The sequence below is a fragment of the Methanomassiliicoccales archaeon LGM-RCC1 genome, from assembly GCA_030168575.1.
Classification (GTDB): Archaea; Thermoplasmatota; Thermoplasmata; order Methanomassiliicoccales; family Methanomethylophilaceae; genus Methanoprimaticola.
This window is the reverse complement of sequence record CP115555.1, coordinates 984,340-1,004,247: the sequence shown is the minus strand read 5'-3', so window position 1 is coordinate 1,004,247 and position 19,908 is coordinate 984,340. Positions and strand designations below refer to the sequence as shown.

21 protein-coding genes and 2 tRNA genes are annotated in these 19,908 nt (G+C 55.5%); 5 read left to right on the top strand and 18 right to left on the bottom strand.

The features are described from left to right. Positions 1 to 52: 52 nt before the first annotated feature. The 13 genes from PED39_04980 to PED39_04920 form a co-directional block, all read right to left on the bottom strand. A tRNA-Ala gene (locus PED39_04980) sits at positions 53 to 125 on the bottom strand. Between the two features lie 65 nt (positions 126 to 190). Beyond that, positions 191 to 1,579: an amidophosphoribosyltransferase gene (gene purF, locus PED39_04975; GenBank protein ID WII06944.1), complete on the bottom strand. Its 1,389-nt coding sequence runs from the start codon at positions 1,577 to 1,579 to the stop codon at positions 191 to 193. Between the two features lie 6 nt (positions 1,580 to 1,585). After that, positions 1,586 to 1,759 carry a 50S ribosomal protein L37e gene (locus PED39_04970; protein WII06943.1) on the bottom strand — a complete coding sequence of 58 codons (174 nt, stop codon included), beginning with the start codon at positions 1,757 to 1,759 and terminating at the stop codon, positions 1,586 to 1,588. 189 nt (positions 1,760 to 1,948) lie between these two features. After that, entirely contained in the window at positions 1,949 to 3,070 is a 1,122-nt protein-coding gene (locus tag PED39_04965; GenBank protein ID WII06942.1) for a cation diffusion facilitator family transporter, read from the bottom strand. 32 nt (positions 3,071 to 3,102) lie between these two features. Continuing rightward, complete coding sequence (locus tag PED39_04960) at positions 3,103 to 4,218, bottom strand: YkgJ family cysteine cluster protein (protein ID WII06941.1); 1,116 nt, start codon at positions 4,216 to 4,218, stop codon at positions 3,103 to 3,105. Further along, the gene (pyrC, locus tag PED39_04955; protein ID WII06940.1) at positions 4,211 to 5,476 is read right to left on the bottom strand and encodes a dihydroorotase; all 1,266 of its coding nucleotides are present in this window, start codon (positions 5,474 to 5,476) and stop codon (positions 4,211 to 4,213) included. The genes PED39_04960 and pyrC overlap by 8 nt, the downstream gene beginning before the upstream one ends. A gap of 1 nt (position 5,477) precedes the next feature. After that, positions 5,478 to 5,864 carry a hypothetical protein gene (locus PED39_04950; protein ID WII06939.1) on the bottom strand — a complete coding sequence of 129 codons (387 nt, stop codon included), beginning with the start codon at positions 5,862 to 5,864 and terminating at the stop codon, positions 5,478 to 5,480. A gap of 2 nt (positions 5,865 to 5,866) precedes the next feature. Beyond that, positions 5,867 to 7,039: an ArsA family ATPase gene (locus PED39_04945; protein ID WII06938.1), complete on the bottom strand. Its 1,173-nt coding sequence runs from the start codon at positions 7,037 to 7,039 to the stop codon at positions 5,867 to 5,869. Positions 7,040 to 7,124: 85 nt separating this feature from the next. Then, positions 7,125 to 7,233, bottom strand: a tRNA-Met gene (locus PED39_04940). Positions 7,234 to 7,352: 119 nt separating this feature from the next. Beyond that, complete coding sequence (locus PED39_04935; GenBank protein ID WII06937.1) at positions 7,353 to 8,081, bottom strand: 30S ribosomal protein S3ae; 729 nt, start codon at positions 8,079 to 8,081, stop codon at positions 7,353 to 7,355. A 174-nt stretch (positions 8,082 to 8,255) separates the two neighbouring features. Further along, on the bottom strand, positions 8,256 to 9,101 hold the full coding sequence (gene hdrB / locus PED39_04930; GenBank protein ID WII06936.1) for a CoB--CoM heterodisulfide reductase subunit B: 846 nt from the start codon (positions 9,099 to 9,101) through the stop codon (positions 8,256 to 8,258). Between the two features lie 5 nt (positions 9,102 to 9,106). Beyond that, the gene (hdrC, locus tag PED39_04925) at positions 9,107 to 9,592 is read right to left on the bottom strand and encodes a CoB--CoM heterodisulfide reductase subunit C (protein ID WII06935.1); all 486 of its coding nucleotides are present in this window, start codon (positions 9,590 to 9,592) and stop codon (positions 9,107 to 9,109) included. Positions 9,593 to 9,677: 85 nt separating this feature from the next. Then, positions 9,678 to 10,478, bottom strand: coding sequence for a LysR family transcriptional regulator (locus tag PED39_04920; protein WII06934.1), 801 nt, complete (start codon positions 10,476 to 10,478; stop codon positions 9,678 to 9,680). Positions 10,479 to 10,524: 46 nt separating this feature from the next. Here PED39_04920 and PED39_04915 point away from each other — a divergent pair, with 46 nt between their 5' ends. Next, on the top strand, positions 10,525 to 11,046 hold the full coding sequence (locus PED39_04915; protein ID WII06933.1) for a hydrogenase maturation protease: 522 nt from the start codon (positions 10,525 to 10,527) through the stop codon (positions 11,044 to 11,046). Here the strand turns inward: PED39_04915 and PED39_04910 are convergent. Next, on the bottom strand, positions 11,027 to 12,301 hold the full coding sequence (locus tag PED39_04910) for a pitrilysin family protein (GenBank protein WII06932.1): 1,275 nt from the start codon (positions 12,299 to 12,301) through the stop codon (positions 11,027 to 11,029). The genes PED39_04915 and PED39_04910 overlap by 20 nt on opposite strands. Positions 12,302 to 12,352: 51 nt before the next feature. Here PED39_04910 and PED39_04905 point away from each other — a divergent pair, with 51 nt between their 5' ends. From PED39_04905 to PED39_04895, 3 genes are read left to right on the top strand one after another with little or no spacing between them, the layout of a single operon-like run. Then, entirely contained in the window at positions 12,353 to 13,069 is a 717-nt protein-coding gene (locus PED39_04905) for a PAC2 family protein (GenBank protein ID WII06931.1), read from the top strand. Positions 13,070 to 13,105: 36 nt separating this feature from the next. Further along, positions 13,106 to 13,579 (top strand): pyruvoyl-dependent arginine decarboxylase, encoded by a 474-nt coding sequence (locus PED39_04900; protein ID WII06930.1) that lies wholly within the window; start codon positions 13,106 to 13,108, stop codon positions 13,577 to 13,579. A gap of 4 nt (positions 13,580 to 13,583) precedes the next feature. Then, complete coding sequence (locus PED39_04895) at positions 13,584 to 14,024, top strand: hypothetical protein (GenBank protein WII06929.1); 441 nt, start codon at positions 13,584 to 13,586, stop codon at positions 14,022 to 14,024. Here the strand turns inward: PED39_04895 and PED39_04890 are convergent. From PED39_04890 to PED39_04880, 3 genes are all read right to left on the bottom strand, one after another. Beyond that, on the bottom strand, positions 14,016 to 14,741 hold the full coding sequence (locus PED39_04890) for a hypothetical protein (protein ID WII06928.1): 726 nt from the start codon (positions 14,739 to 14,741) through the stop codon (positions 14,016 to 14,018). The genes PED39_04895 and PED39_04890 overlap by 9 nt on opposite strands. A gap of 164 nt (positions 14,742 to 14,905) precedes the next feature. Further along, positions 14,906 to 16,846, bottom strand: coding sequence for a phosphoadenosine phosphosulfate reductase family protein (locus PED39_04885; protein WII06927.1), 1,941 nt, complete (start codon positions 16,844 to 16,846; stop codon positions 14,906 to 14,908). Positions 16,847 to 16,906: 60 nt separating this feature from the next. Next, positions 16,907 to 17,620 carry an HAD family hydrolase gene (locus PED39_04880; GenBank protein WII06926.1) on the bottom strand — a complete coding sequence of 238 codons (714 nt, stop codon included), beginning with the start codon at positions 17,618 to 17,620 and terminating at the stop codon, positions 16,907 to 16,909. Positions 17,621 to 17,705: 85 nt separating this feature from the next. Between PED39_04880 and PED39_04875 the strand changes: the two genes are divergently transcribed. Further along, positions 17,706 to 18,371 carry a site-2 protease family protein gene (locus tag PED39_04875; GenBank protein ID WII06925.1) on the top strand — a complete coding sequence of 222 codons (666 nt, stop codon included), beginning with the start codon at positions 17,706 to 17,708 and terminating at the stop codon, positions 18,369 to 18,371. 79 nt (positions 18,372 to 18,450) lie between these two features. On the opposite strand, the gene PED39_04870 is transcribed toward PED39_04875, so the two are convergent. Beyond that, positions 18,451 to 19,881: an FAD-binding protein gene (locus PED39_04870; GenBank protein ID WII06924.1), complete on the bottom strand. Its 1,431-nt coding sequence runs from the start codon at positions 19,879 to 19,881 to the stop codon at positions 18,451 to 18,453. Positions 19,882 to 19,908: the final 27 nt, after the last annotated feature.

The following is a 19,908-nucleotide window of genomic DNA, read 5'->3' as shown; positions in this document are numbered from 1 at the left end:
CAGAGAATGAACAACATCCAATAAAATCAGATATCTGGCTGAAGAGAATGAGTGGACAGGGCGAGATTCGAACTCGCGACCTCTACAATGCCAATGTAACGATCTTCCAACTGATCTACCTGCCCAGTGGATAACCGCACATAGCCTTGCTGTTATTAAACCTTTGGATGAGCTGGAGAACGGAAAAAGCTCAGTTCTGGTCGAACCTGTAAACCTCGCCCTCGATCCTGGTGGGGTACTTGTTGTTGACACAGGCCAGGCACAGGTCCTCTCCCTTGAATCCGATGGCTTCGATGAGTCCCTCGAGGCTGATGTATCCAAGGCTGTCCGCTCCGATGATCTCGCGGATCTCTTCGATGGAGTGCTTGTTGGCGATGAACTGGTCCCTTGTCTTCATGTCTACGCCGTAGAAGCAAGGTGCGATGACAGGGGGGCATCCGATACGGACGTGGACCTCCTTCGCTCCGGCGTCCTTGAGCATGCCGATGAGGATCTTCAGAGTTGTACCCCTTACGATACTGTCGTCGATGATCAGGACCTTCTTGCCGCTGACAGCGCTCCTGATGGGGATCATCTTCATAGAGACCGCAGTCTCCCTGAGCTTCTGCTCGGGCAGGATGAATGTCCTTCCTGCTGCACGGTTCATCATGAATCCTTCCTCGTACGGGATACCTGCCTCGATCGCGTAACCGATGGCGTGCGCACGTCCCGAATCGGGTATGGGCATGACGAAATCGACATCTGCCGGGCACTCTCTGGCCAGGACCCTTCCTATCTCCCTGCGGACATCGTACACGGTCCTTCCGTCGATGACTGAATCTGGCCTAGCGAAGTAAACCCACTCGAACATGCAGTGGGCCTTCGGGTGCTTCGGGTTCTCGGCGGGTGTGAACTTGTAGGAAGTGCTGGTGATCTCGCAGATCTCTCCGGGCTCCACATCCCTTATGACCTCTCCCTTGAGGGCCTCGATCGCTGAGCTCTCAGACACTAGGATGTATCCGCCATCCAATTTTCCTAGGATCAAGGGCCTGAATCCGTACCTGTCCCTGAATCCGTAGGTCTTGCCGTTGATGGTGAATACGACAGAATATGCTCCGTCGAGCTCGTCCATGATCTTGTGGACAGCATCGGTGGGGCTGTAGTCAACGAGATACTTTCCGAGGAGCCTGAGGATCAATTCGCTGTCGGACTGGGTGAAGAAGACCCAACCCTCCTTCATGTACTTCTCTTTCAGCTCGTTGTAGTTGGTGAGCTCGCCGTTGTGTGCGACTGCGATCTCACCGAAATTAGTGGCGACGTTCAAAGGCTGGGCGTTCTCGTAGCCGTTTGCGCCCAGGGTCGCGTACCTGACGTGACCGATTCCCGACTTACCGGGTAATTTAGAAAGGGAACTCGTCGGGATTGCGTCGTTGACCAATCCCTGACCTTTGATGGTGCGGATCGCCGCACCGTTGTAGACGGATATCCCTGCGCTTTCCTGTCCGCGGTGCTGTATAATCATCAGGGCCGTGTAGATATCAGAGGCTACGTCGTAATCGGCAGAAATCGCGACTACACCGCAACTGTGATTCACGGCCATCTCGGATCACTCACGGAGTTTTGCCCAAGCGTATGTTCTCATCTTTGCGGTCTTTCCGTATCCGCATGAAGCGCATACTCCCTTCCTGACGTGGTATGCGCGCTTTCCGCACCTGCGGCAGGGGATGTGCGTCTTGTACTTGTTGTGCCTTCCCTGTGCCGGTGTTCCTGCTCCTGACATTTTCGATCTCTCCTTTGATTGTGATTTGTCCCCGCGGACAACGCACCATCACGATAATCCTATCATGGGTGCTAACTTTGGACACCTATATAGAAACTGTATTTTAAGGTATCCCCCTGAAGATGCCTCTTACAGGAGCCCTCTGGGGGCTGTATCCCCGGGGCATTGATAAATGTGCTGAACGCACCGTCAGAGGTCTATGTCCAACACGACGGCGACCTTGTAATCGGGATATGCGGATTCGATATCCTTCAGGATGTCGCAGTAGACCGCCTCGCGGTCCTTCATATCGAAGTCGATGATGACATCGAGATCCATCCTGCGGGCCTCGCGGTCCAGGAAGAATCCGTGGACCTGCAGCACACCCTCGTGGTTCATGACCCTATCCTTGACGTCGTTGCGGATGCGTGTGGATTCTTCATCGGTGTCGATGGCGTAGATTCCTGTGGCGGTGAGGATTATGCCGAACTCCTGGTAGATGCGTGTCGCCAGGGAGCGCTCCAGCCTGTCGATCTCCTTGGCATCCATGTCCGATGGGACCTCTACATGGACCGATGCCAGAGTGGTGTTGGGGCCGTAGCTGTGGATGATCAGGTCGTACACTCCGGTGACCTTCTCCTCCTTCATGATGGACTCTTTGATAGCGTCCATCTCTTCCTTGTCGGTGCGCCTGCCGAGGATCTCGTCGACGGCCTCGCTGAACATCTCGATACTGGCCTTGATGATGAACACGGAGATCAGCAGTCCGACGTAGGCCTCCAGGCTGATTCCCCAAACGACGAAAATGATGGCGGACAGGAGAACGGATGCAGACAGCACAGCATCGAACAGCGCATCCTTTCCGGATGCCACCAGCGAACCCGAGTTGACCTTCTCCCCGACGCCCTTAACATACCTTCCGAGGAAGATCTTCACCAGGACAGCAGAGGCGATCACTATGAGGGAAACCGTTGAATAATCCGGGACCTCTGGATTGATGATCTTGCCGACAGATTCCGTCAATGCTGTGATTCCTGCATAGAGGACGATGGCCGCGATGATCATCGTGGTCAGGTATTCGATCCTTCCATATCCGAGAGGATGCTTCTTGTCCGGCTTCTTGCCGGCGAGCTTAGTGCCTATGATGGTGACGACGGAGGACAGCGCATCGCTCAGGTTGTTGACCGCATCTAGGGTGACAGCAATCGAGTTGCTAAGGATTCCCACTATGGCCTTGAACGTGGCCAGAAGAACGTTCACGACGATGCCGATTACGCTCGTGCGGACTATCTTGGAGTTCCTATCCTGCTGCTGACTGCCTATGTCGTCCATGAGAGGATGTTAAACCTACCCCGTATAAAAGATTAGACGAAAGCGCCTATCGCAGGTGCATCCAGACGGTCCATGTCGTAGAAGATTATGGCTTCCCTCACGCCCTCAGCTCCCACTCCGGTTCCCATGAAGTGGTCCAGCATGGACATCCTCCAGAGGAGGTCCATCACGGTCACGGCCATGCTGCCGAAGTACGCGTTGGTCATGTCGTCCTCATAGCCGTTCTGGTCCATCATCGAGAACACGCTGCCGAGGAAGCTGTCCCTCTGATTGAGGGTGTTGACGTAGTCCGTCAGTACCTTCACTCCCTCGGAGTCGGGCACCTTCAGCTTGATGTCGGTGGCGTCGGCGAACGCCTTGTGGATGAGATTGCCGTCGTCATCCATCACCATCCACTCTATCCTGCCGTTCTGGGCCATGAACATGTTCCAATTCCAATCCTTGTCGCAGTAGACCGGGACGCTCAGGGGATCGTTCGATGACATCGAGTCCATGGCGAGATCCCTCCCCGCCTCCTCCAGCGACTCCATGTCCAACTGCGTCTCCGGACGGGTGCCCGCCAATGCCATTATCGGCTCTATCTGGGACATATCCATTATACGGCTGAGGTAAGCAAGGTCCGTGAACATCGAGACATTCTCGGAAACGGTCATGCGGAGCATTGACGGGTCCTGATAGACGCCGGCCTCCTTGCAGTTAGCATAGAACTCGCGGTAGACTTCCTTGGCCTCCGCGATGGCTTCGGTTATCCTAGAATCCGCGGCCTTGATGAGTTCCTTGGCCTCGGTCAGAGCATCGTTGCCCTTGCCCTCCCAAGCACCCCTGCAGGAGAGGTCCAATTCGACCTTCACCCTGTCGCTGGCGTAGATGTGGTAGGGGAACTGCCTGCAATATGCGGTCCTGTGGTCGTAGACCTTGCATCTCCTGTTCTCCAGGAAGACGCATGATCCACATCCCTTCTTCAGCGCCAGAGCACTGTAGGGCTGAGGCCCCTTCGTCCTCACAAGGAACTGGGGGTAGTTCTTCTTGAAGAAAGGCCTCTCTTCGGGCAGGACCTCTGGCTGGCAGAGGCAGCACATCCCGCACTGCTCAGGACACGAGACCAGTCTGCCCGTGACCTCCGAATAGTCCACTTCGTAATCAGCCATAGATATCGACCCCTCTGCTCTCTCCGCAGAACTCTGCTCCTTCGACCTGTACCTCTCCCCTGATTATTACTGTATCGGGGAAGATGGCCTCCATGCCTCCGTACTGGCTGTGGCCGCACTTGCTGTGGAGCGTCTTGGGATCTATCCTGGTGACCTTCCTCATATCGAAGATGCTGAAATCGGCATCCATGCCGACTGCGATGCCGCCTTTAGGAAGTGAGAAGGCCTGTCCGGGTGCGTTGGCGCCCATCCTGACGGCCTGCGATAACGGGATGATGTCCTTGCGGACCATGTTCATGATGATCGGCATGGTGGTCTCCACACCGGGCATGCCTCCTGGAGCTGAGTCGAAGTCCCTGCTCTTCTCCGTGACCGTATGAGGGGCATGGTCGGTGCCGATCATGGTTATGTCGCCTGCCAGGAACCTCTTGTAGAGCTCATCGCGATTGTTGATGTCCCTGATGGGCGGATTGACCTTGTAGAATGCATCCTTGTTGCGGTCCACCTCGAACATCATGTGATGCATGGTGACCTCTGTGGTGAACCCTGCCTTCCTGGCCAGGTCCAATCCCTCGGGCGTCGTGATATGGCAGATGTTGATCTTCTTTCCAGAGAAATGACTGGCCAGCCTCCTGATGGCGTTGTGCTCGGCCTCGGCCGGACGATTCCTCAGGTGGTCCCTGGTGCAGTTCTCGGGCTCCTTGAGTATCATGGAGTCGTCCTCTGCATGGACGCTCACGCGCTTGCCGGTGGCAAGAGCATCGGATACGGCGGGGATCAGCTCCTCGTCGTCATTGAGCAGAATGTTGCCTGTGGTGGAACCCATGAAAAGCTTGAATCCGGGGACCATCTTGGCCAGCATCCCCGCGTTGATGTTGGGTGTGATCGCTGCGAACAATCCGAAGTCGGTGTATGCCCTTCCTTTGAGGTGGGATTTCTTCGACATAAGGGTATCGACATCGAATACGGCGGGCTTGGTGTTGGGCATGTCCAGCACCGTCGTCACACCTGCATGGACGGCAGCCAGCGTACCTGTGGAGAAGTCCTCCTTCTCGGTCATGCCGGGGTCCCTGAGATGGACGTGCGGATCGACGAATCCGGGGAGCACGGTCATGCTCGTCCCGAGCTCGATCCTCTTCTCCCCTCCGTTCACATAGCTGCCTACGGCTACTATCTTCCCATCGTTGATTCCTATCTCGGTGTACTTGAGTTCGCCGTTGACGAACGCTCTTCCCATCAGGACGGTCTCGATATCCATGTCACTCAGCTTTCTTCTTTGAGGTCTTCTTCATAGGACAGTTGGGATTGCATGCGCAGATGACCTGCCTGGTGCTCTTCTCCATGTCCTCCGCCGCCTCTTTGGCGAATCCCGGTACCGGAGCGTGCTGAAGAAGTGCCTTCATGCCCTCCATGAACTCCAGACCGGCTGTGATGAAATGCTTCTGTATATCCGGGGATACCAACGTGGAATGGATTTTGTCAAAGGCTTCCTGTCCCTTCGCCTTGGCGAACTCGTTGGTCATGCGGACCCCTTCATACGATGCCATGGCCGCTGCCTTGATGGTATCCTTCGGGACCTTCATCATGCTCTCGACCAGTTCCTTGTTCTGGGCCACGAACCTCTCCAGATCGTCGTTGGTAGTCATGGTCAGTTCCTCTTGAATTTGATAATGAGTTCATTCTCTATGAAATCTGCGCCAAGGATTTCTGCAGATAGTAAAGAATCCGGAAGATGGATGTTGCGCTTCTGGCTTCCAACGTGGACCATGAGCGATGACGCATTGACACGGAACAGCTCCACATCCGCTGCCTCCACGAAAGGCATCTTCATGACCAGCATATCGATCCCGTCCTCGCTGCGGAAGCTCATGGGGCTTTCAGAGGAGTAGACCTTGATCGGGTCCTCCTTGCCGTAGATCTCATCGGCCATGTACTCCAGCATCTCAAGGCCCCTGAGCTCGGTGCTCCTCATATGGCAGACCTTGATCTCCATGGGATCGAAGGCGCTGTGGATCTCCTCCATGTGGAATTTCTGCTCCTTGGCCTTCTCATCGAATATGCCGGAATTCAGGATTTCGTCTGGGTAGACCTTGTTGACCACGAGCATCTCGACGTTCCTGTTGTAAAGGCTCAGATAAGTGTAGGCGCGCATGGTCTCCTTGATGACCATCTGCTCAGGATTGAGGACCAGCCTGACGGTTGTGCATTTGGGATCATCCAGGATCCCGCTGACGCTCTGGAAGGTATCCTTCAGTACATCCACGGTATCCATGACCTCGGATGACGGAAGGGGGACGTTGGACACCTTTCCGACGGTTACGCGGGCCAAGGCCATCAGCTTCTTGAATGTGCTGTAGAACTTCATCACATACCAGTTCGCCGCTTCAGGCAGGCTCAGCAGCCTGAGCGTCTCTCCTGTGGGGGCGGTGTCCATCACTATGACGTCGTACTCTCCGCTCTCGTTGAACTGGTTGACGTAGAAAAGGGCTGAGATCATCTCCATTCCGGGGAAGATCGCCATCTCTTCAGCAGTGATGCTCCCCATGCCTTGGGATTCCATGAACTCGACCACGTACGACTGGATGTCGGCCCATTTGGTCTTCATCTCATGGATGATGTCTATCTCGAATGCGTCGAAGTTCTTCGAGATGTGCTTGATCTCCGTTCCCAGATCGATCCCCAGGGAATCGCCCAGAGAATGAGCTGAATCGGTGCTCATCAGAAGGGTGCGGTGACCTTTCTTGGCCAGTCTGTATGCTGTAGCCGCAGAAGTTGATGTCTTTCCTACTCCGCCCTTCCCGGTGTAGATGATGAGCCTCATGCCATCCTACTGGACATCTTGGTATATAAAAGTCGAGAATCGAATATCGTATTGGACTCAGAACCTAAGAATCGTGGATAGAAGATGGTGCCGGGAATGGGGTTCGAACCCATGACCTTCGGATTTCCCTGGAAGAGGTCTAATTGACCAGAACCCTATGAGTCCGACGCTCCACCAGGCTGAGCCACCCCGGCCTTGTGCAGGAGATTGGCTTGTTCGTTATAAGGGTTTCTATCGGGGTAAGATGGAAGCCAGAATCAGAAAATAAGTATGGAAAGGGTTTGAAGCCCCGGCGTACCGGGGCTGATGAAATTCACTCGGAGGCTTCCTCTGCGGGAGCCTCTTCGGACTCCTCTGCAGGTGCTTCCTCGGCGGTCTCCTCTGCGGGAGCTGCTGCCTCGGGTGCCTGGGTGCTGACCATCTCGTCGGCTGTGAAGACTGCCTCGGGCTCTCCCTCACCGAACTCGAGAACCTCGGACTTCCTGATCTCGATCCTCTTGATGGGGATGATGACGTGGCATGCCTTTGCGAGGTCCCTGGAGAGGGTTCCGTTGATGATTGCCTTGACGATCTCGGACAGTGTCATCTCCTTACCCATGTTGGTCAGGGTCTCGGAGATGATGGCTCTCATTCCCTCCTCCTGGGAGGACTGAATACGCCTGTCCGCGATGGACATGGTCTTTACCCTGTACTTGAAGCCGTCCTTGGTGTAGAAGTCCACGACGTGGTCGGTCTTGGTCTTTCTGCGGCGGGTGAGCCTTCTTACGTAGTCGCTTGTGAGGTCGTGTCCGACGAAGACTGTCTTCGCATCGGTTCCCTCTGTCGCGTTGACCTTGAACTTTAGTTTAATGTGCATCTTGGAGAAGTCCCCGGTCAGGTCCTGAACGGTGACCTCGACGGTACGTCCGATAACGTACTCGGGGTCTGCCGAGGGTGTGTCTCCGATCTCTGCCTCATTGAACATCTTGGGGGCGTGGATCTTGTACCACTCCTTCGCCTTCCACTTGTCCTTCACCTTACGTGCTGCTTGCTGTCTTGCCATGATAGACACCTTTTACTGAGTCGAGGCATCCTATGGTCATATTAAAAGATATGTCGATGTGTGTACCACATATATTTGAACTTAACTCTTAATTATTTAGAGTCAGAATCTCTCCTTTATTATTATATCAATTTTGGAGAAGAAGGGAGGTTTCCCTCCCTAATGAGTTTCAACTCAGAGCACAACAGGTGTCTGGTGCGTGGAGAGTGCGAGGTCCTTGGCGTCCATTCCGATCGCAAGTCCGAGGAGCTGCGAGAGGTGGAGAACGGGGATGCTGTATCCCAGGTCCTTCTGGACACCGTCGAACTGAAGGTGGCAGAACGGGCAGACATCGATGATGAACTGTGCTCCGGATGCCTTCATGTTCTCGAGGTTTGTCTCGGTGAACTTCTTTGCAACGTCTCCAAAAGCTGCCTTGAGTCCTCCTCCTGCACCGCAGCAGAGTGTCTTCTGCTTCCTGGGCATGGACTTGGCTCCGGTAGCCTCGATGAGGTCGTCGAGGATGTGGGGGTTCTCGGGGTCGTCGACCTGCTTGATCTCGCTGGGCTTCAGGAAGTGGCATCCGTAGAATGCTGCGACCTGGTACTCCAGGGGGTTGGTGACGGCGGCCTTGATCTTCTCGACTCCGACCTCGTTGTAGAGGACCTCGGCGAAGTGGTGGACCTTTGTGGTTCCCTTGTACTCCATTCCGATCTCTGCGAGGATCTTGTTGACCTCTGCGAGGAGCTCCTTGTCCTCGGCGAGCTCGTGGGCTGCGTCGAAGAGGGATCCGTAGCATCCGTTACAGATTGTGATGATGGGGAGACCCTGCTTCTCTGCGAGAGCGAGGTTCCTTGCTGCAGCTGCGAGCCATGTCTTCTTGTTGAAGGCCCTGATGACTCCGGGTGCAGGGCAGCAGCTTGCGTCGTTGAGGTCGACGAGTTCGATTCCGAGCGCCTCACAGACATCCCTTGTTGACTTCTCGATTCCGGGGTATCTGAGGGGTGCGATACATCCGAGGAAGAATGCGTATTTTGCCATCTTAATCACTCCTGTACGATCCTGTCGAATCCGGTCGCGATGAGGATCTTGTCCAGATCGGCCTTTGCCTTCTCGTTTGCCAGAACTGTGGGGGGAGTGTCGGGGAGTCCGATCTCGACCCTGAGCTTCGTGTATACATCCTGGACTGAGACGGTGTGTCCGTACTTCAGCAGGTTGGCAGCGGTTCCCTTGTGCTGCTCCCTCATGTGACCCTCTGCAACTGCGAGGTTCCTGAGGTCGATGATCAGGTCGACGATGGGGACCTGACGGGGGCATCTCTCTACGCATGTGTAGCAGGTGCTGCAATCCCAGAGTTCCTCAGAGGTGATGATCTCGTCCTTGAGGCCGAGCTGTGCCATCCTGACGATCTTCCTGACCCTGTAGGAGGTCCTCCTTCCGGAGGGGCATCCTGCTGTACAGGTACCGCACTGGAAGCACATCTTGGCTGCGTCCGCGATTTCTTTCGAAATCTCTGCTTTGGGTGTAACCATGTTAATCGGTCTATCATGCTCCCTCTGATATATAATAAAGGATGATGAAACGGAGGAGCTATTATCAAAAAGGATAATGGCCTTTTCACAGATTTCTGGCCTTAGCGGCCTTTACTATCCTCAAAACCCTCGGATCCTCGTCCCTGTAGATGGCGGTGATGGCGTGGCGGATCATCTTCGGATCCACGGCGCTCTTGAGCCTAAGGTTCCTGCGGGTGAGCATGAACTCGTCGATGAAGAAGCTCTTGTTAGACCCCAAGAGCTCGGATAAGGAGAATGTCTCCGAGTCCACCGTGTACTTCTTCTTGATGGAATCGAGGTACATGAACGCCACCCTCTGCGCCCCGTACTTGTAGCGGATGAATGATGGGCCGTTGTCCACGTACACCATCCCCATGTACCCTATCTCGTCCATGAGGTACTCGTCGGCGTCGAATAGGAACAGAGGATCGTCGATGATCGCCAGGTCGGCACGGTTCTCCCTCATCATACGGATGTTGTACTCGTCGTCGGAGACGATCATGTGGACGTCCGGGATCTTCAGAGCGGACACGACGGACATCATGATATCCTCGGTAACCGGAGAACAGCACACGGTGAAGTCCCTGTCCAGGTTGCATCTGTACCCCATGGCCTTGGCGGTCTCTGCGATCTCCTTACCTGCGGCGGTCAATGCAGATCCTGCCGGGGTGGTGATCAGCACGGGCTCGCCTGCGGCCTCCTCGATGAACGAGATGTACTTGTGGAGGACAGGAACGGATATCCCGAGCTTCCTTGCGGCGGCGCTCTGACTGTTGGTCTCCTGGACCGCCAGCAGGGCCTCCAGCTGACGGGTGGTGACGGTCTTGCCGTTGATGATCTGAGAGCTCTCCGCCTGGATGCGCATATCACAGAGAGTGTTACCAAAAAAGATAAAGCTAATCCCTGAAAAGATGATAAATGGGATGCTCCATAGGGTGTCCGATAAGATGGACAGGAACTCCGAGATCGCCGTTGTAGGACTGGGCAGCCCGATCATGTGCGACGATGCCGTCGGACTGAGGGTATCGCAGGCCGTTGAGGATATGCACCTGGACAGCGTGGACTGCCACCAGGAAGCGGTCGGAGGATTGGACATCCTGCCTGTCATCCACGGTTACAGGATGGCCATCATAGTCGATGCCATCATGACCGGCGAATACGGTCCCGGGACCATAGTAATCTATTCGGAATCGGATTTCGACAGCAAGATCGGGGAAGCGGCCACTCACGATGTCAACCTCCCCACTGCGATAAAGATCGGACGCCAAATGGATCCGGAGATCATGCCCGAGAAGATCATGTTCATCGCGATCGAGGTCCAGGACATCAAAACCATGACCGAGACCATGACTCCCGAGATCGAAGCCGCGGTGCCCAAGGCGTGCGATGCGGTGCTGTACCTTATCGACGATTTCAGAAAGCAAAAGAGCTGAGATCGAGCTTCTTGAAGGTCCTGTTGTTCTTCCCCAGGACCACAATGTTCATCTGGTCCGGCTTGAGGATATCCCTCGCGACCCTCATGACATCGTCCTCCGTGACAGCGTCGATCTTCTGAAGACGCTGCTCCAGCGTCTCTGTGCTCTCGTTCAGCATGTGGTTGACCCCGAGCCTGTAGAGACGGTTGTCCGTCGACTCCATCGCTCTGATGTTAGAACCTTTGACGAGCCTCTTGGCCCTCTCCAGCTCCCCCTTCTCCAGACCCTCGGCGAGGAACTTGCCTAAGACCTGGGAAGTTGTCTCCATTGCCTCGATCACGTTTCCTTTGGTGCATGACATGTACGTGGCGAAGGAGCTTGCGTCGCTGTTCTGAGATATGCTGTTGAAGATGGAATAGACCAGGGCCTTCTTCTCCCTGACATCCTGGAAGAGCCTTGAGCTGGTTCCGGAACCGAGTATGGCAGAGAGCATCGATGCCGCCGTGCGGTCCTTATGGGATGCTCCGTAGGCCTCGAATCCCATGGCCACCTGATAATGCTCCGAATCGCTTGCCACAAACTCGTACTTCCCTTTGGGCGTCGGCGGAGCGGTCCTGACGTTCCTCTTGCCTCCAGCCATGCCATCCAGGGTCTCCTCTGCCCATGCGACGGTCTCGTCCATGTCAGGCGTGCCGACGGCATAGACGGACAGGTTGGGGATCCTGTACTTCTCGTCGTAGTAGGCTCTGAGGTCCTTGTAGGTCATGCCGGCGACGAGCTTCTCGTCGCCTCCCTCGTCCTGGCAGAGCTCGTGCCCCTTCCAGAGCACCATGCTGAACAAATCGTGGATGTACCTCTCGGGTTCGCTCTTGACCATGCTGAGCTCCTGCAGCACGATCTTCTTCTCGAGCTCGGTGGCGTTCTCATTGATGAGCGGGTTGGCCACGATGTCCCCGACGATCCTCCTGGCGACATCTGCAGTCTCGTTGATAGTGATCCCGTAGAATGCGGTCATCTCCCTTCCGGTGAAGGCGTTGAGCTCCCCTCCGGCACCCTCGATCTCCTTGGCCATCTGGTAGGAGTCCATGGTCTTGGTCTCCCTGAACACCGTGTGCTCCAGAAGATGCGATAATCCGAAGATGTCCGAGGTCTCGTCCCTGGATCCGGTGGCGACGCCGATCATGTATGCGATGCTCTCGCTGCCGGGGATGTTCTCCACTACGACCGGTATACCTCCGGAGGTCTTGGAAACCGTGATGGAATGACCGCTCATACTGCGAGTATGATAGAACTTCTTAAAAAGTTATTCGGTATTATGCCTCTCATGAACATGGAGATAATCCAGTACGAGGACATGGATCTGAACGACCCTGTGGGCATCATAGGATTCCCTACCGTGGGCCTCACCAGCTCGATCATGGCCAACATGTACGTGAAGAGCCTGGACATGACGCCCGTGGCAGGCATGGCCTCTGCCTGCATGCCTCCTTACTGCCTTGTCTCCGAGGACCGCGTGATGCCGCCCATCAGATTCTACGGCTACAAGAACAAGAGGAAGAACGGCCAGGATGTGCTCCTGTGCATGACCGAGTACGCCCCCAAACCGGAGGATTGCTACTTCACCTCGACGCAGATCCTGAACTACATGAAGTACAGGGGATGCAAGACCGTCATCTGCATGGAGGGGACCCCCAGATTCGAAGACTCCAAGGTCATGGCCGTCGCAGGAGGCGTGAACGGCAAGAAGCTCCTCAAGAAGTGCGGATTGGAGAGCATGAGCGAGGGGATGATCAGAGGTATGACCGGCATCATCATGTACCTGGCGCCCAGCAAGGGCATGGATGTCATCACGATCATGTCCCCAGCTACATCCGGGGTGCCTGACCCGGCATCATCGACCGCGTTCATCGAGCCTATCTCCAAGCTCGTTCCCGGCTTCAAGACCACGCCCAACGAGCTACTCAAGGAAGCGGAGATCATCCGCAACCAGATCGATATGGCCCAGAAGAACATCGAGGACACATCCCAATATATAGGTTGACAAACAACCTAATATGAGTAAGACTTCGAGAGTCCCATGGAGCTAGTTCCCAGCAAATTCTTCATCACTCACAGCTCGGCTGTGAGCGAGACGTCCGACCTGAATGCCTTCGATAAGGCGCTGATACAGGCTGGCATAGGGGAACAGAACCTGGTCTCCGTGTCATCCGTCATCCCGATAGGCGCGGAACTCATCGACCCCTGCGTAATGCCTATGGGTGCCGTAACGCACTGCGTCCTGGCCCAGATGAGGGGAACGGAAGGGGAGACCATCGCCGCCGGGATCGCCTACGCCTACCGCAAGGACGGAAGGGGCGGTTATGTGGCGGAAGGGCACATCCACGGCTCCGCCGAATCCCTAAGGGAGATCCTCACCTGCAAGATGGACGAGATGTCGAAGATACGCAACGTCGAGTTCGACGAGATCCACTTCGCCATGGAGGAGCTGAAGATCCCCATGGACAACTACGGCTGCTGCGTGGCTGCACTGGTGTTCGCCGAGTACAGGTGATTCAGTGTACGGGATCTTCATCTGCAGCCTCTGCGGAAGGGCCCGTATAGTCGACAAGGACAGCAAGAGCTCCTCATGTCCCTACTGCGGCACCACGACCAAGACGAAGGACATGATCTTCATCTATGAATGCCGGGATCAGGAAAGGGCACGCGAGGCACTGGGCCAGGCTGCCGGGTTCGAAAGGCCTGACGACAAGGCCAAGAAGAAGAGGATCGAGAAGGCCGACCCCTACTCCACGATGATATACAAGTACGAGCACGCCTCGGACCTGGACGAGAAGATGGTGATTTTGGCCAAAGGCCTGACGAAATCCAAGGGAACGTTCACGCTTGAGGATGTACAGGAGATCGTGGGCGAGAAGAATGCCGAGAGGTACGTCGCGGCCATGATGGACCGCTGCTACATAGCTGAGGTCAGACCCGGCCAGTACAGATCATCTTGACTTCGGGATGTCGTCCCTCTTCTCATTGTTGTACTTCAGCACATCCCTAACCACGTTCGGAAGGTTCACGAACAGATTCTTGTGGAAGAAGTACGCACCGATCAGGAGCATCAGCAGGAGCGCACCGATATAGACGATGCCACCAGTGGTGGGGAGTATCGCGAAGATCATGTTGAACGCTACCAGCGGGATGGCCCCCTGCATCAGGTACTGCATCGGCATGTGCCTGGCGATGCCTTCTCCGATGTTCGTTCCTCCTGAGGAGAATATGAGGGATATGCCGCAGGACAGAATCACTGCCATGATGACCATGGTCGGATCGAGTCCTTCCGATGAGGCCATGAGCATGAGGTAGACGAAACCGGACGCCATTCCTCCGGCCATTCCCAGTCCCATGCCGTACCCGTAGAATATCGAATCGGACTTGCCGCGGAACCTCTTGAGATTCATGACCACGACGATTGCCATCAGCTCCACGAACGCCATCATGACCATGTACATGATGGAGAAGGAGCTCTCCAGCAAACCTAGGAGGCTTATGACCACGGCCATTACGGCTCCCTCTACGATACCCACGGTGAAAAGACCGAAGAAAGTGGTGTCCTTGAAGAACGGGGTCTCCACGCGGGGATAGGTGTAGTTCTTCAGGATAGTATCCATCAGTATGAAGACCGGAGCGAATCCGATCAGGAGGGCTATGCCGAATGTCCAATCCATGTTCGGGAGTAGGTGTGCGGGTATTAAAATCGTTATCTGAAAAATCCGGGCTTAGATTCTATAAACAAGTTTCAAAGACTTGTGTAGAAGTCATACTGACTAACGTCCCTACAGAAGTGCTAAGCCCAAAAACGACAAAAAAGCCTAGCCCGAAACACGTAAGTTCACTGTTTAGCAGAGGGACAGGCCTTCTCTCCTTCTCCGGCGGATTCCATCAGTTTATCGTAGTAATGGATGACCATACAGGACCTCTCGCACTTGCCGCATGACGTGCATCTGCCGGGATCAACCCTCATTCCGCCCTTGATGGTTATGGCATGGCGGTGACAGCCCTTCGCGCATATGCCGCACTCAGTGCACAGCTCCGCCCTTATGAGAGCCTTGACCGCCCTCTCGAAAACGATCTTGGAGTTCTTGGCATCCGGAGCGGTCACCGAGACCTGTCCTCCGCCGAACAGCTTGGCCCTTCCGTTTGGCATCTTCAGCAGTGCTATCTCGAACTCCGAGGAGTACTTCACCTCCCCGACGGTCCTGAGCGCATCCTCCACATAGGAGAAGTCCCTGCTGCGGGGGACGTTGACGATGGCCTCCATGGAATACCCTCCTGCAGCGCAGGGCGATGCTCCCTTCAGCATCCTCATGCTGGGGCCTGAAGCCTTGGACGGTTTCAAGGAGATCCGCATCTCATCAGACAGTTGTATCATCTTGGGCGGAAGCACCTTCCATCTCCAGAATCCCATGTCGGCGTATTCCTTGGGAAGCCCTCTTTCCTCAGCGTACTTATGGAGGTAATCCTCCCATTCGGCATACAGGTCTGGATGGATCCTTCCTGTGTTCCTCCACTCGCTGGAAAGGCACGAGGGGCAGAGGTAGCAGCCAATCCTCTCGAAGTCCCTATCATACAATGGGTTGTACTCCAGTCCGAATGTGAGGATGTAGGCCCATACCTCAGCTGCGCACCAAGCCCTGATCGGATTGAGGTTGACCTGATTGGGGACGAACGGGTTCTTCGTAACGAAACCGATGGTGGAACGTGCGTATGATTCCAGCCAGCGGTTGCCCTCCACGGTGATCGTCCCCTTGGGGAAATCCTCAGATATCATATCGGTGGTGGGTCCGAGCTTGCAGACCTTGCAGCACCATCTGAAGTCCTTGGCCGGAGGACCGAATGTGTCGACGTTCTCCCAGAAACCGTCTTTGCCCTCGGCTATGTGGAGCCTGTTGCCGTGCTCCATTGCAAATGCCTTCACATAGTTCACCGTCTCCGGGAACTCCAGACCGGTGTCGATGTACATCAGGTCGAGGTCCTTCACCGCCTGTGAGGCGAGGCCGTAGGCCGCCAGGGAATCCTTCCCTCCCGAGAAGGATACCGTGATCGGGAGACCTTTCTGATTCTTCTCGTCCAGGAACCTCTTGATCTCCTTGACCGCATGCCTGCCGATGCGTCTTATGTGATCCTTGTTCGCCTCGACGAAGGTCCTGAGGTCCGCATCCACAGGCGAAGGCAGCTCCGTCGGGGCGTTTAGATCGCGGATCTTCACCGCCTTCTCGGCGTTCTTCAGCTCCATGCTGTCTGCCAGTGCTATTCCCGGGCCGACCTTCTGGCCCTTCCTTAGGATCAGCGTTTCCCCCGCCTTGAAGTCCCCTATGACGTCGATGACGTTCTCGCCGGGGACCGACTTTCCCTTTAGATGCCCGGACATGCCCCCGATCACCACTATGTTCTTGGTGGCGACAGGGTTGAACATGTCCGCTCCTGGCTGTCTGATCTCCAGGACGATCCTGTCGGACCTCATATCGAATCTGAGTATCCCCAGAACGGAACCGTTGGCGACGATCTCGTCGGTACGGTCCTCTCCAGGGACCTTGTTGAAGAAGATTGCTTTGCCTTCCAGCGGTGTCGAGGTGCCGAAGGCATCCTTGAACAGGGACAGGACCATGGGGATGCTGTCCCCCATGCATGGTCTGATGTCTCCCGGGCTGTTGATCTCGAACTCCCTCCCTTGGGAGCCGCAACTGGAGCAGGACTCGCCTAGTATGAGGGTGCCGCAGCCGTCGCACCATCTGCGTACCTCCTTCCCGTGGGCGATATTCTTTTGGACCATGCCTGCTCCTTCCGTATTCTGATAATCGAGATTCCATAAATGGATTGTCTTCTAAGACGTTCAGTCCCTGAAAAACGTCGGTATCTCCGATATCGATGAAACGATGCCGTTCTCCCTGGACGGTCTCGAGGGATCTATCAGGAATGATCCCCTCATCCCGAATCTCCTGGGCCCGAGGAAATCCTTATCCTCGCTGTCACCGGCGAAGAAGCAGTCGCTCCTTTTCATCCCCAGCGAATCTATGGCAGCCTGGTAGGCGTTGTCGTGCGGTTTCCTGTATCCGACATCGGCGCTGCTTACGACAGCGTCTATGAGATGATCGAAGCCGACATCCTCCAGCAACCCCTTGACCACGATGCCGCGATAGGATGTGTTGCTCAGGACGCCTATCTTGTAACCTCTCTCCCTGAAGTAGCGGAGCGTGTCCTCCGCACCCTCCACTGGGATGAATGTGTGGGTGGACCTCATCATCACGTTCTCCGCCTCGAGGCTGTCGTTCTCCGTGTGGAAGGCCTCGTCCATCCTTGCCAGCAGATAGGTTATAGACATCTCCCTGTGCGGCCCGTGGTTTCCCTCGAACTCGGAGACTATCCTCTCATACTCCCTCTGGACATCCGCCTTATCCGCATCCGGGAACAGCCTGTAGAATGCCGAATAGATGTCATCCAGGTTCCCGAACCTCGCCCTGACCAGCGTCCCGTACATGTCGAATATGAACGCTCTCTTGGATTCGTCGGGGTCATGGAGGAAGCACAGGCTGCGGTTGATGTCCATGAAGTCAGGATGGATAACGGGGATATAACGGATGGTACGGGCGGTCCGATGATACCCTTATTTACGGCGACGGTATCGAAGTTGCATGGACGACGATTACTACGACGGCCTGCAGCGCGTGAATCCGGGTTACGGGAAGCCCAAGTTCAGCAAGATCGAGATAAGGGACATCCTGATCTCGATACTTGTACTGGCATTGGCGTTCACGCTACTGTACCGCAACAGTTCTCTACCTCTGTACTTCGAGATGACCTTCGGTCAGTCTATGGGATACATAGTCCTGTTCCTGTTCTGTCTGGTATTGGTCGTAGTCAGTTTCCTATTCCATGAGTTCGGCCACAAGTTCATGGCCCAGAAATTCGGTCTGTGGTCCGAGTACCGTATGTGGCCAGCAGGACTGGGTATCACCTTAGTGACCTCACTGTTGGGATTCCTGTTCGCATCGCCCGGTGCGGTCGTCATAATGGGGAACATGGACAAGGAGATGAACGGCAAGGTGAGTATAGCCGGACCCATAGTGAACATAGTGCTATGCGTTATCGGAATAGTGGTTTTCAGTCTGACCACCGATACCCTCACGTACATATTCTTCTTCATGCTGGCCAACATCAATGCTATCCTTGCACTCTTCAACCTCATTCCAATACCCCCGCTTGACGGTTCGAAGATCTTCGCATGGAACAAGGTCATCTGGGGAATAGCTATCGCCATTGCGGCAGCTGAATTTATCCTACTCAGATACGTGATCTGAAACTATTCAAGGGGCGCCTGCCCCTGAATTATTTTTAGAAATGATTCCCGGTCGGTCTCCCGACCGGGTTGAAAGGGATTCAATCGAGTTTGCAGGGGTACCTAAGGTTCCTGAGGATCGATCCGGTCCACTGCTCCGATTTGCCGGGGTTCAGGATATTGTCGGGATCGAACGCTGCCTTGACGGCCCTGATGGTGTTGAGCTCCGATGCCCTCTCCTTCTGGTAGTTGGGTGCCTTGGAGATTCCCACACCGTGCTCTCCTGTGACGGTCCCACCGAGCTCGATGCAGACATCGAAGATCTCGTTCACCGCGCTGATTCCCCTCTCCCACTCGTCCTTGTCGGTGGGGTCGATGACCATCTTGGTGTGGAGGTTACCATCAGATGCGTGTCCGTAGGTCGCTACGGTCACCCTGTACTTGTCCGCGATCTCCTGGAATGCTTTCACCGCATCGGGGACCTTGGAGATGGGCACTCCCATATCGTCTGCGAGAGAGACGGATGAGCATCCGGGCTTCAGTGCCGCGAGGGAGACCATGACGGACTTCCTGGCATCGGTCCACTTGTTGATCAGCGCCTTGTCCTTGGTGGGCTCCACGGAGATCGCTCCGTTCTGCTTGGCGATGTCCGCGACGATCGCTATGTCCCTGTCGACTATCTCGTCGCTCTCTCCGTCCGCCTCGACTATTATCAATGCGCCGCAGTCTGGAAGGGGGTGTCCCCTGGCCTTGTTGACCGCGTTGATGCTCGTGCTGTCCATGAGCTCGCAGGATGCGGGGATCAGAGGCTTGGCGATGATGGCGGATATGCACTTGCCTGCGGCGACGACATCCTCGAAGCAGCAGAGGCAGTATGCCGACTTCTTCGGCTTGGTGGTGATCTTGAATGTGATCTCTGTGATGACGCCCAGGGTTCCCTCGGAACCGCACATGAAGCGGGCCAGCTGGTAGCCTGATGCGTCCTTGATGGTCCTTGTTCCGCAGCGGACGATCTCTCCGTCGGCCTTGACGAAGGTCAGTCCCATGACGAAGTCCCTGGTCGCTCCGTATTTGACCGCACGCATACCGGATGCGTTGGTGGCGACCATCCCTCCGACCTGACAGGCCTCAGCGGAACCGGGGGACGGGGGGAAGAAGAAACCGTACTTCTCTAACTCGGCGTTCAGATCGTTGTACACACAGCCTGCCTGGACATCCACCCAGAGGTCCTCGACGCTCACCTTGAGCACCTTGTTCATCCTCTGCATGGCGAGGACGATACCTCCCTTGATCGGGACGGCTGCGCCGCACAGTCCCGTTCCTGACCCTCTGGGGGTCACCGGGATCTTGTACTTGGAAGCGACCTTCATGATCTCCGATACCTGCTCGGTAGAGGTCGGCTGGATGACCATGTCGGGGTCGTTATGGAAGATCGATGCGTCGAATCCGTATGTGTACAGGACCGACGGTGCCACGGAGTACCCGTCCTTTCCTACAATCCTCTCAATCTCATCGATTACCTTCTGTTCCATGCGAACACCTTGTGCGCACGATTACAG